The sequence below is a fragment of the Pseudoalteromonas sp. 20-92 genome, assembly GCF_030847595.1.
In the GTDB taxonomy this organism is placed as follows: Bacteria; Pseudomonadota; Gammaproteobacteria; order Enterobacterales; family Alteromonadaceae; genus Pseudoalteromonas; species Pseudoalteromonas fuliginea.
This window is the reverse complement of record NZ_JANJGQ010000003.1, coordinates 93,855-105,797: the sequence shown is the minus strand read 5'-3', so window position 1 is coordinate 105,797 and position 11,943 is coordinate 93,855. Positions and strand designations below refer to the sequence as shown.

General features: G+C 40.2%; 11 protein-coding genes. 2 read left to right on the top strand and 9 right to left on the bottom strand.

Translation table 11 applies throughout. From position 1 onward, the window contains the following. Positions 1 to 20 precede the first annotated feature (20 nt). Both NRL14_RS04175 and ggt read left to right on the top strand, forming a co-directional pair. Complete coding sequence (locus NRL14_RS04175) at positions 21 to 563, top strand: GNAT family N-acetyltransferase (protein ID WP_306724084.1); 543 nt, start codon at positions 21 to 23, stop codon at positions 561 to 563. 92 nt (positions 564 to 655) lie between these two features. After that, positions 656 to 2,329 (top strand): gamma-glutamyltransferase, encoded by a 1,674-nt coding sequence (gene ggt / locus NRL14_RS04170; protein WP_306724083.1) that lies wholly within the window; start codon positions 656 to 658, stop codon positions 2,327 to 2,329. Between the two features lie 48 nt (positions 2,330 to 2,377). On the opposite strand, the gene NRL14_RS04165 is transcribed toward ggt, so the two are convergent. The 9 genes from NRL14_RS04165 to NRL14_RS04125 all read right to left on the bottom strand — a co-directional run bounded on the left by NRL14_RS04165 (position 2,378) and on the right by NRL14_RS04125 (position 11,669). Further along, positions 2,378 to 3,232, bottom strand: a complete 855-nt coding sequence (locus NRL14_RS04165; protein WP_306724082.1) for a Tim44 domain-containing protein — start codon at positions 3,230 to 3,232, stop codon at positions 2,378 to 2,380. Between the two features lie 162 nt (positions 3,233 to 3,394). Beyond that, entirely contained in the window at positions 3,395 to 4,147 is a 753-nt protein-coding gene (locus tag NRL14_RS04160; RefSeq protein WP_306724081.1) for a DUF3379 family protein, read from the bottom strand. Beyond that, positions 4,147 to 4,704 carry a sigma-70 family RNA polymerase sigma factor gene (locus NRL14_RS04155; RefSeq protein ID WP_007377767.1) on the bottom strand — a complete coding sequence of 186 codons (558 nt, stop codon included), beginning with the start codon at positions 4,702 to 4,704 and terminating at the stop codon, positions 4,147 to 4,149. Before NRL14_RS04155 ends, NRL14_RS04160 begins: the two co-directional genes overlap by 1 nt. Positions 4,705 to 4,765: 61 nt before the next feature. After that, positions 4,766 to 6,424: a BatD family protein gene (locus tag NRL14_RS04150; protein ID WP_306724080.1), complete on the bottom strand. Its 1,659-nt coding sequence runs from the start codon at positions 6,422 to 6,424 to the stop codon at positions 4,766 to 4,768. Further along, positions 6,418 to 8,349, bottom strand: coding sequence for a VWA domain-containing protein (locus NRL14_RS04145; protein ID WP_306724079.1), 1,932 nt, complete (start codon positions 8,347 to 8,349; stop codon positions 6,418 to 6,420). Before NRL14_RS04145 ends, NRL14_RS04150 begins: the two co-directional genes overlap by 7 nt. After that, the gene (locus tag NRL14_RS04140) at positions 8,349 to 9,335 is read right to left on the bottom strand and encodes a VWA domain-containing protein (RefSeq protein ID WP_306724078.1); all 987 of its coding nucleotides are present in this window, start codon (positions 9,333 to 9,335) and stop codon (positions 8,349 to 8,351) included. Before NRL14_RS04140 ends, NRL14_RS04145 begins: the two co-directional genes overlap by 1 nt. Then, the gene (locus NRL14_RS04135) at positions 9,328 to 9,762 is read right to left on the bottom strand and encodes a DUF4381 domain-containing protein (RefSeq protein ID WP_004335624.1); all 435 of its coding nucleotides are present in this window, start codon (positions 9,760 to 9,762) and stop codon (positions 9,328 to 9,330) included. Before NRL14_RS04135 ends, NRL14_RS04140 begins: the two co-directional genes overlap by 8 nt. 2 nt (positions 9,763 to 9,764) lie before the next feature. Beyond that, positions 9,765 to 10,709, bottom strand: coding sequence for a DUF58 domain-containing protein (locus NRL14_RS04130; protein ID WP_010554656.1), 945 nt, complete (start codon positions 10,707 to 10,709; stop codon positions 9,765 to 9,767). A gap of 3 nt (positions 10,710 to 10,712) precedes the next feature. Further along, on the bottom strand, positions 10,713 to 11,669 hold the full coding sequence (locus NRL14_RS04125; RefSeq protein WP_007377762.1) for a MoxR family ATPase: 957 nt from the start codon (positions 11,667 to 11,669) through the stop codon (positions 10,713 to 10,715). Positions 11,670 to 11,943: the final 274 nt, after the last annotated feature.

The window sequence follows — 11,943 nt, the reverse complement described above, 5'->3', positions numbered from 1 at the left end:
TCGAGGCAGACTATACAACAATGAAAATGAACGTCCCCGTAACAAAACGATTAAATTTTAAATTAATGAATGAGCATGATTGGCCTCAACTATTTGAACTCGACCAAGACCCAGCTGTAATGCAGTATTTAACACGAGGTGAACCTACCTCTTTAGAGCAAATAAAAAATGAGGGAGTACCTCGTATGCTCGCATATCGAAATGAGCTAAAAGGCTGGGGGCTGTGGAGTATCACTATAAAGCAAACTAATACATTTATAGGCTGGGTATTAATAAGGCCTATGGATTTTTTTAGTGATGCACCAAATTACGATGATATTGAAATAGGCTGGCGTTTTAAGCAATCAAGTTGGGGGCATGGTTATGCAACCGAGGCGGCTTTAGCATTATGTGATGAACTTATAAAACAAGATGACGTTAAGGCGATAAGTGCAACGGCACTCAAAGATAATACAGCCTCTATAAAAATAATGAAAAAGTTAGGTCTGCAATTTATAAAAAATTACACACATACAGATGAGCAAGGCGACTTACCAGCGGTGCTTTATTCAAAAAACGTTTGAAGATGATTAAATATCAATAGTATAAAGATTGACCTGTCTTTAAATGACGTGCATTAATATAGGCAACAAAAATAATAAATTAAGGATGTTGTATGGGATTGTTTTTTTCACCACGTAAATTAATCGTCAAAAGTGTGCTGGTTTTACAGTTCGCTGCTTTTAGTGTTTTAGCGCAGCCTTTATCGCAAAGCGCGGTCGCAATGCCTGACTCGTTCAGTGCCGATGCTGCTAAAAATATATTAGAGCAAGGCGGTAATGCTGTTGATGCGGCTATAACGGCACAATTTGTACTTGCAGTAACGCTTCCTGAAGCCGGCAATATTGGCGGCGGGGGGTTTATGCTTATTCAAAAAAATGGCAAGGGCGATTTTATAGACTATCGCGAAACAGCGCCAACAGCGGCTCATCGTGATATGTATTTAGATGAGCAAGGTAATGTTATTGCAAACAAATCAATATATGGCATCCACGCAAGCGGTGTACCTGGCAGTGTAGCGGGCATGTGGCTTGCCCATCAAAAACATGGCACTTTAGAGTGGGAAGCACTAGTACAACCAGCGGTAACATTGGCTGAGCAAGGGTTTGTAGTTCCGCCCAAGTTAGCAAAAGGTGTGAGCAATTATATAGCCCATCTAAAAGAGCAAAAAATAAATGTAAACTTCGAAAAATACTTTGCTGATGTAACAGCTAATAAAGTATTTAAGCAACCCGAGTTAGCGGCAACGTTAAAGCGTATTCGTGATAACGGACAAGATGGGTTTTATAAAGGCGAAACTGCAAATATTATTGCTAAATTTATGCACCAACATGGCGGTATAATTAATCAAGATGATTTAAAAGGTTACACCGCTAAATCACGTACACCTATTAAAGCGAGTTGGAATGGTTATGAAGTACTTACTTCGCCACCGCCGAGTTCAGGTGGTATTGCTATTTTGCAGTGGCTTAAAATGTATGAGTTACAAAAACCAGATGCGGGCTTAGCGCATAACTCTACTCAGTATGTACACTTACTTTCTGAAATAGGTAAACGTGTATTTGCAGATAGGGCAGAACATTTAGGCGATCCTGACTTTTTTGATGTACCAGTCAGCGCATTAACTAATATTAACTACCTCAAAGAGCGCAGTGATGGCATTTCGTTAACCGCTATCTCGACTACTGAAAATATTAAACCGGGCCTTAAAGAAAGTGAGCAAACTACGCACTTTTCAATCGTTGATAAAATGGGTAACGCTGTCGCAAATACCACCACAATAAACTTAGGGTTTGGTAGCGGTGTGGTTGTTGAAGGTGCAGGGTTTATTTTAAATGATGAAATGGACGACTTTAGCGCCAAACCAGGCGTTATGAATGTGTTTGGTGCAATAGGCGGTAAAGCTAATGAAATACAGCCACACAAGCGTATGTTGAGTTCTATGACACCTACAATACTACTTAAAGACAACACCGTTAAAATGGTGACAGGCTCGCCTGGTGGCACAACCATTATTAGCTCTGTGTACGAATCTATCTTAAATGCGATAGAGTTTGATATGAGTGCAGAGCAGGTTGTAAATAGTCCTCGTTTTCATCATCAATTGTGGCCTAAAAATATAATTAGAACGCACATAGGTTTAACCGATAGCGTAAAAGCAGAGCTTATAAAAATGGGTTACACCATAGACGAGAATCACTTTGGTGACTTACACGTTATTATTAATAAAGAGGGTCAATTAGATGCCGCTTCTGAAGTATCAGGGCGCGGTAAATCAATTGTTTTTTGAATAAAAAAACACCGCGCTAAAAAGCGCGGTGTTTAAAATAATAAAAACTTATTGAGTATCAATTAAATCTTCAACACCCACTATTAGCCATGGAGCATCGTCTGAAATTAGACGCTCTAAGTGCCAAATTTCTAAAATAGGCTCTTCTTTTTTATCGCCTAAATCACGGTACTTACCTTTAAAGCGAACACTAACCTGCCACGATTGCGCATTTGTATCTGCACGTACAAGTTCGGCATCAATAAACATTACTTCTGTTTCTACGCTTTGTATAGCTTCACGCTCAGCTTTAAATTCGGCAACAAGTGCAGGGGTCAAGTATTCAGCCATTGTGGTGTAATCGGCACTATTCCATGCAGTTTGTAGCGTATGGTAATGACTACGGGCACCTTGCAAAAAGCCATTAACGTCAAAGTTAGGTGGTAAATTAAAAGGTACACTTTCACCTTGTGAGGCGCTGCTTGCAAAGCCTGTACTTGTTGGTTGCTCGATAGGTGCTTGTTTAAAAGCATTTTGCTGAGCACTTGTACTTGCACTGGCAAGTTGTGGGGCGCGATTAGCACGTAAAAAGCCCGTTACTAGCTTAAATAAAATAAAGAGCCCGCCAGCTAATAAAATCATTTCTAATAGCTGAAAACCTTCAAAATTGTCGCCTAGCATTGCTGCAATTAAGCCACCCGCTAAAAGGCCACCTAAAACGCCTGCCATAATGCCTTTTTTATTTGATTTAGCTTTGGGGGCAGCCGTTGGGGTTGTTGTATCAGCTTTTTGTTTTTGCGCTGTTTGTTGTGTTGCAGGCGTTTTTCCGCGTTTACTGCTGCCAAATTTTTTACGTGCGTGTGCATCAAAACTGGCAGTACATAACAATGCCAATAGTGAAAAAATAACGATGATATTCTTCATGAAATTCCTTAATTTTAATCGAGCCGCGATTATAATTTACTTTCATGAGGAATTTAATTAATTAGTTTAAAAATCAGAGTTTTTAGGTATAAAAGGGAGGATTTATTAGAGGGTATTTAATAAAAAAACCGCTCAGTAGAAACTAAGCGGTAAATTTGTTTTTTAAAGCCAACGAATGGCGCCTGTAACGCGTTCGTTATAAGTATTTAAAGGTGCTCCAACACTTGCCACTAAAATAGTATCAGCTTGTGAACCTCGGTTGATATGGCCTTCAAAGCGCTCATCTTTAAAATCATCATCACCAAATCCAAATGATTGATTTTCAGAAGGTACTATAAATACGGTCATAGGGCCAAAGTCAGATTCAAATATTAAATGCAGGCCTTTTTCGCCTTTAAAATCACAAAACATAGCGTAAGTGACTGCACCAGGAAGTTCATCAATATGACCGCCTAAAACAGCTAACTTATCGTTTACACTTTGCAAGCTAATAGGATCTTTTTTATCAAGCGCATTAATTTCGTAGTACACATGAGCTAGTGCATGTTCACCCGCTTCGTGTGCAATATTTTGCTCTGTACTAAAAAAGAAGGCACTAATAGCCACTACAAAAGACGCTGCTAACGCAAGATGCACGCGATCAAACTTAAAACGCGATCGGGCATCAACCACGTTTTTGCCTGTTGCTTGTTCTTCTTGTAGTGCTTTTTCTTTTAACGATGTATTTAAAAGAATGCGATCTGCAAGGTTTTCAGGCACAGGTATGTCTAAAGAATCTTGAATAAATTTATCAAAATCTTTCATATCGTTAATAAAACTTTGTCGCTCAGGATTACTGTCAGCAAACTCCATAAGCTCCTTGTCAATGTCGTTTGGCTGCGCAATAGTGCGGCGACGAAACTCAAGTTCATCCATTATTTTGATGCCCCTTTAAGTTGTTCATCATCACGGCTTAAAGCCTCTTTAAGTTGATTTCGGGCACGGTATAAACGGGTCATTACCGTGTTTTTATTTAAATTAAGTATGTCTGCAATCTCTTCACCAGAGCAGCCCATTACAACTTGCAGTAATAACGGCTCTCGGTATTCATCAGATAGCAGTGCAATCTGGCGTTGAATAACCGTTTGTTCCATTTCATCATCTAATGAGTGGCTGGTTTCATCAACAAGTGTATCGTTTTCTACGTCGCTGTAATCAAACTGTTTACGTTCAAATCGGCGTGCGTTTTCTCTTCGTAATATAGTAAGCAACCAGGGTTTAGCTGCTTTTTGATCAAGTAAAGAGTCGAGTGAACGCCAAGCGCGTAAAAACGTTTCTTGTACTAGATCATCTGCTATGTGCGGATCACGACATAGCCAATAAGCAAAGCGATAAAGCTCTTTATTGTAAACGTGGACCAAGGCTTCATAACGCTTTTGTTTCTCTGCCATATCGATTAAGACCTGATTGTTTGATTTTTTCTTTCCAAGCATAAGCACTTTTTTAATTAAAAATTATTATTTATTGCAAAAAAAGACCTGAGTATCGTAGTTATTAATCATAAAGGTCTTTTAATACAGCTTGTTGCGACTTTAATGCCTGAGTTTGATGGTTCTCAAGAATTTTAATAATAGCATTAAGATCACAGTTTGTAGTTCTATTACTGTAAAGCTGTGCCTGCAATTGCATAATATAGTTATTTAACTCACTATTGCTTACAATGCAGCATAGTTCATCAATTGCGCCCACATTTTTATTCGTAACCAGGACCGCATAATTATTAAGCTCATTATAAAACACTTTATTATCGTTTGATTTTGCTACCGCAACCAGCTTTTTCAAGCTTGGTTGGTTAATTATATCCGCAGTTGATTGTACTTTCTTAGTGGTATTGCTAGTAGAACGGTTAAACCAATAAAAAATTACAGTCACAATCCATAAAACATAACCTAATATCGCAACAGCAATAAGCCACAATGGTATATTTTTTTGTACTTGCATTGATTCTAACTGTGTAGCATCTACATTATTATTTGGCGAAGATGTTAGCGTATCGATAGTTTGTTGATTACTGTTAGTTGTTGGGCTAATAGCTGTACTACTAGGTGTAACAGTTATAGTACGCTTGGGTAATGTAGCTACGCTAATACGGTTCATTTTAGTATTAAACCAAGGCAGCTGTATTTCAGGTAAAGTGTAAGTACCTGGTTTTTGCGGCAGTAATGCATACGATGCAGTTTGCTGCGATACAACACGCCCGTCACGTACTGCATTGTTATTTTCTTTTTTATCAGGGTAGCTGCGTATGCCATCAATGGTAGGCATAGAGATTTCAGGTAATTGCTCTTTTGTAACACCAAGCGCGGTAAGTGTAATAGTACGTGTTATAGGCGTCCCGACTTCTACGGTGTTGTCGTTAGGTTGCCATTCTTCGTCTAGATTAACCAACTCGCTTGGTAACCACGTTCCCTTATAATCACTCGGAATTGGCTTGATTTCTATTTGTTGGTCGTCGCCAAGAGCGGATACTTCTAATTGACGGTAATTTTGTTGTACTCGCCCTTGAAAAGCAGGGCCTGCAATCGTGTAGGCACCACTTTTTTGTGGCTGAATTAAATACTCACGAGTAATAACAAGGTAGCGCTTGCCATCAACCAACTCATAACTCTCGGTTTGTTTACCTAATTGAGTAAGCTGAGCGTCTTCCATACTTGGTGTGCTTAAGCTGCCATCAAGCAGTTCTTTGGCAAGGTAGAGCTTAACAGTGTAAACACCGGCTTCTTGCACAAATAATGAATTACTCGAGAGCGACGTTTTTAAAAATATTTCGTTATTTTTATCTGCATCAACTGAGCGTTTTGCCACTTTTAATTTAATAGGCTCTGAGGTTAGCCCTGCAACGCTAAATGCCGGAATCGTGTAATCACCCTCCGTGCGAGTCATTAATTTGACCGACCACGTAGTTTGTTTATTAATGCTGCCATTAATAATGTTGGTACGAGAGCTCAAGCTCGTCGGGCCTACAACAAAGTCTTTTAACAGCGATGAGGTGTCTGGTTGCTCGCCTTTAACTGTATCGTCTACCGATATATTAAGCATAAAAAATTCACCCGCTAATACAGGGTTTTTATCTACGCTGGCTTCTAATTTGGTGGCAGCCCACGAAGGCATCGCACTTAATAGCAATAAACAGCAAAATAATCGCATTACCATGATTTTTCGACTCCTGTAGGGCGACGTTTATATTGTCTTTTTTGGGCTTCTAATTGCATTTTATTCCGTAATAAAATAGCCGGATCATCCGGGACTTTTCTAAGTAGTTGATTAAGCTGTTGTGCTTTTTCTTTTTCTTCATTAGTGAGCTCACTTGCTTGGGCTTGCATCGCTTGTTGCTGAGCACTTTGTTTTTGCTCATCAGTAGCAGGTTGCTCACTCATAGCTTGTGGCTTACTTTGTTGCTGCTCATCCTCTTTAGGCTGGTCAGCGTCTTTATTTTGCCCTTGTTCGCTTTGTGGCTGGGCTTGCATATCAGGTTCATTTTGCTTATCTGATTGCTCGCCAGGCTCACCTTGTTGATCTTTTGATTGTTCAGACTCTTTATCTGATTCTTTATCGCTCGGGCTTTGATTTTCGTTTTCGCCTTTTTCAGAATCGCTTTTATCACCATTTTGTTGCTGATCCTGTTTTGACTCATCAGAATTTTGCCCTTGGTTTTGCTCATCTTTTTTCTGACTATCATCTTGGTCTTGAGAGTCGTCGCCGTCGCTTTGCTGATCTTGCTGGTTTTGTTGCTCTTGTTGATTGAGTAATTGCTCAACTAAAGCTTGGTTGTCAGTTGCTTGTGTAAAGTCGTCTTGTAAGGTTTGGGCTTGTTTGTAGGCTTCAATGGCGTCCTCAAGCTTGCCAGCTTTGGCAAGGGCATTACCGTAGTTGTATAAACCGGTAGCCGACTTATCATTACTAAACTCATTAAGTGCAGCATCAAAATTACCTTGCTGGTAAAGCGCCGCGCCTTTTAACTCACTCGATTGCGCCTGTGTTGCTGCATCGTATTCTTTATTTTTGTAAGCCTGCAATGCACGTTGATCTGCATTTTGCAAAAGAGTAGGAAGCTCTACGGCATACGCATTTTGCTGCGGTAAAAAGCTAAAGGCTAAAAAAGCCCCCAGCAAGGCAGCGCGTCTAAATAAATACAAGCCAAATGGCAGTAATAACAAGAGTCCGTATATACCGGCATCTATTCGCCAAAGTGCGTGGCTTTGTTTTTCGTCTTTCAATAATTCACTCTGTGCATTTGGGGCAAACGTATTTATGTCGTTATTACTAGGCTGGTAACTAGCAAATTTACCACCACTGCTCGATGCTAAATTTTTAAGCTGACTGGCATTGAGAGTAGGTACTACAATTTGGCCGTATCTGTCTTTCAAAAAACCACCTTCAGGTAACTTAATTGGTGCGCCTTGAGCGGTACCTACACCGTATATATTTAATCTATATTGGGTGTTACTGGTAAAACTACTAACGTCGCTTTGTTCTTGTTGGTCAATACCGTCGGTCACTAAAATAATGTCGCCATCAATATAACCCGCTTGCGTTAATAGCTCTTTGGCCATATCAAGACCCGCTAAAACGTTTGAGCCTTTGTCTGGCATTATTTCAGGGCTCAAGCTTGGAATTAAATTACTAAGTGTTGTGGCGTCGTTTGTTAGTGGCGATATTATATAGGCCGTGCCTGCGTAAGCTACAAGCGCGGTATCACCTTCTTTAAATAGCTCAATCATATCAAGCGCTTTAAAGCGTGATTGCATTAAACGATTTGGCAAAATATCGGTGCTGTACATTGAGTACGACATATCCATAACAATTACACGGGCACTTTTACTTTGAAATACAGGAACTTGTTTTTTCTCAAAACTAGGCCCAGCACTAAATAAAATGCCAAGGCTGCAAAACAAAGCAACTAACCAAAGTGGCTGGCTGGCTTTAGTATTTGCTTCGCTCATTATAAATTGTGCTAAATGAGGTGCAATTAGCTGCTCACTAGTCGTTTTTTTATGCTTAATTAAGGCAACAAAAAATAATGCCACAGCAGGTATTAGTAACCATAAAAGAGCGGGGCGAATAAATTCAAAATCCATTAGTTTGGCTCCTTTAATGCACGCAGTGTACTAAGCATTACTTTTAAGCTAATAAGTAAAATAGCGATAAGTAACGGGTAGTAAAATAATGAGCTTTGTGGGCGAAATGTTTGTTCATCAGCGCTAATAGGTTCAAGTTTATCAAGCTCTGCGTAAATTTGTTGAAGGCCTGCTACATCTTTGGCTCTAAAGTATAATCCGCCAGTTTGCTCGGCAATCTTTTTAAGTAAGCTTTCATCTAAATTACTGCCACTAGAGCCACCCATATTAAAGAGACTAAAGCCGCGCGGATTATCTGAGCCAACACCAATGGTGTAGACTTTAATACCTTCTTCGCGAGCTAGCAGTAGGGCATCTTCAGGGTTTAAATTACCAGCGGTATTTTGTCCGTCGGTTAATAGCACCACAATACGGTTACTTTCATCTTTATTGGCAAAGCGTTTTACCGAAAGACCCAATGCATCACCAATGGCTGTTGCGCGCCCCACTAAACCAATTTGCGCTTCGCTGAGCATTTTACTTACTGTTTTAACGTCGCGGGTGAGCGGGGTTTGTAAAAACGCGGTGTCGCCAAATAATATCAGCCCAAGCCTGTCGCCTTGACGCTGTTCTATAAAATCACTGAGTACAGCTTTTACCATGGTAAGGCGGTCAACATATTGGCCATTATAAGCCATGTCTTGTTCGGTCATCGAGCCTGATAAGTCAACTGCTAACATTATATCGCGTCCTTCATTTGGTAATGAGATTGGCTCATCTAACCATGTTGGATTGGCAGCGGCAGTAACAAGTAATAACCAAATTACCCACTCGAGGGGATTTAAACGTCGTGACTGCGGCTCGATGCTTTGGCTGGTTAAATTGTGCTTTGCAAAACTGGGTATACGTAAACGCGTACTGGCATTACTTGCAGCGGGTTTTAATAGTAAAAGTAATAAAGGCAAGGGTAGTAATAAAAATAACCATGGCCAGCTAAATTCAAACATTTACTGACTCCTTTATTTTAAATTGCTTAATACCTTGGCGAAATTTCTCGCACAGTGTTGTATCTTTTTGGCTGGGGTTATACAAGCTTAGTATTTCTTGTTCTGTAAAGCTTAAACCGGTGAGTGTATTAAGTGTTGTGCACCATTTAGAGGTAGATTGTGCAGCAAGTCGCTTGTCGTAATATTCAATCACTAAACGTTTTAAAATAATATGCAGTTGCTGAGGGTTTTGCTCACTTTGGCTCAATTGTATTGCGTAGCGTTTAGGCTTTTTAAATTTATGTTTTTTATAAAATATATAAATAGCTGCGCACAGTGCTAAAAACAGCAGTGCAATAATAACCCACCAAGCAGGGGCGAGTGGCCACCAATTAACTTGGCTTGGCGCTATTATATCGTGCAGGCCATCGAGTGGATTGGTTTGCATGGTTATTTTCTCACTAATTGCAGCTCAAGCGGTGTTGCTGCATTGAATGATATTAAATTAAGACCCGATTTAGTTAGGCGATTAAAGCGCGTACTAAATGCTTGCTCAGCATTTTTAGCAAAGCGTTCTCTAAAGCTGTTATCCATTAATGGTAGGGCAAAGTCCTGACCATTTGCATTAACAGTAACGGCTTGCTTAAACGCAGGTAACTGATGCTCAAATGGATCGCTTATGTGGCAACCAATCAGCTCGCAGTGGCGGCTTAATATTTCGAGTTGCTTAAAGCTGGCATCATCCAGAGCATTAAAATCAGACACTAAATACACTAAGCTACCTGGTTTTGCTAAATGATTAAGGCGCTTTAGGTTATCGCTAAAGTTGTTAGGGGCTGTTTTATCAATATTGTTAAGCGCTTGCTGGTGGTTATCGCATAAATTATGGCAAAGCTTAAGCACTGCTTTTTCACGGGCACTGGGTTTTAGCTCTAAATGCGAGTGCTGATTAAACACAATACCGCCAATTCTATCGCCGCGCTGACACGCTGACCATGCAACAAGAGCGCTTATATGCGCAGCTTGCACCGACTTTAATAGTAACTTTGAACCAAACAGCATTGAGTTTGAAAAATCAGTAAATACAAACACAGGGCGCTCTTTTTCTTCTTGAAAGAGCTTTGTGTGAGTCTCGCCGGTACGCGCAGTAACTCGCCAATCAATAGAGCGAATATCGTCACCTTGCTGATAATGTCGCACTTCGGCAAATTCCATTCCTCGGCCTTTGTGCGGTGCAAGGTATTGCCCTGTTAAGGTATTTTTTATTTTTACCTTAGGGGCAAGTTCAAGCAATTGCGCTTTGGCTTTGTAATACATCAGCTCTTTGAGTGCTAAATTAACACCGTGGCTATGGCTCTGTTTGAGCCATGCTTGGGATTCTAATTGTTTTTGCATAACTTATGGTACGGCTACAAGTTCAACTATACGGCTTATTACTTGATCTTTAGTAATGCCATCGGCTTGGGCTTCGTAACTTAAAATAATGCGATGACGCAGTACATTATGCACAACAGCTTGAATATCATCAGGTGCTACAAAATCACGGCCTTGAAGCCATGCATGAGCACGAGCACATTTATCAAGTGCTATTGTTGCACGCGGGCTTGCACCAAACTCAATCCAGCTACCAAGTTGTGCGTCTAATTTAGCGCCTTCACGGGTGGCTATAATAAGTTGTACTAAATATTGCTCAAGTGGCTCTGCTAAATAAAGGCCTAGTATTTCTTTACGCGCTGCAAATAAGTCGCTTTGACTAATTTTTTGCATTACTGGTTGTTGCTCGTTAAGCGCTTCGCCACGTGTTAAACGCAGTATATCAAGCTCATGCTCTGCGCCAGGGTAGTCAATACTTAGGTGCAGTAAAAAGCGATCCAGCTGGGCTTCTGGTAACGGGTAAGTTCCTTCTTGCTCTAGCGGGTTTTGCGTTGCCATAACTAAAAACAGTTCGCTAAGCGGATAGGTATTTTTACCCACGGTAACTTGTCGCTCTGCCATGGCTTCTAATAGTGCTGATTGTACTTTTGCTGGTGCACGGTTAATTTCGTCAGCTAAAATTAGGTTGTGAAAAAGAGGGCCTTTTTCAAATACAAACTCGCTAGTTTGTTGGCGGTAAATGTCGGTACCTGTAACATCAGCCGGTAATAAATCTGGCGTAAACTGTACGCGCTGAAATGAGCCTTCAATGCCTTTAGCAAGTGCATTAACTGCACGTGTTTTTGCAAGCCCAGGAGGGCCTTCTACTAATAAGTGACCATCAGCTAAAATAGCAATAAGTAGCGCTTGTGTAAGCTCTGGCTGGCCAATGATTTGTGTATCTAAGTACGTTTTTAATTGTGAAAATGCGTTAGCTGCCATAATAAGTGGACTGTCCTCGTCAGCTGGGTTTGTACCTAATAGTGCTAGGTGATAAATACTGACCTATTTATAAGGTTTATAATTGAGTAACTCAAGGGTTAGACTGTATTTTTTAAAATAGTTCGTTATTTCTTAACGATTTTTAGCGTACCACAAAACTTTGTAAATGCGTCTAAAAAAGCCTATTGTGATAATCGTAATTAAACACTGTTTATATAAATTTGTGTTTATCTATTGGCTTTAGGGCACGGGTTGTTTAGAATCGAGGAAAACA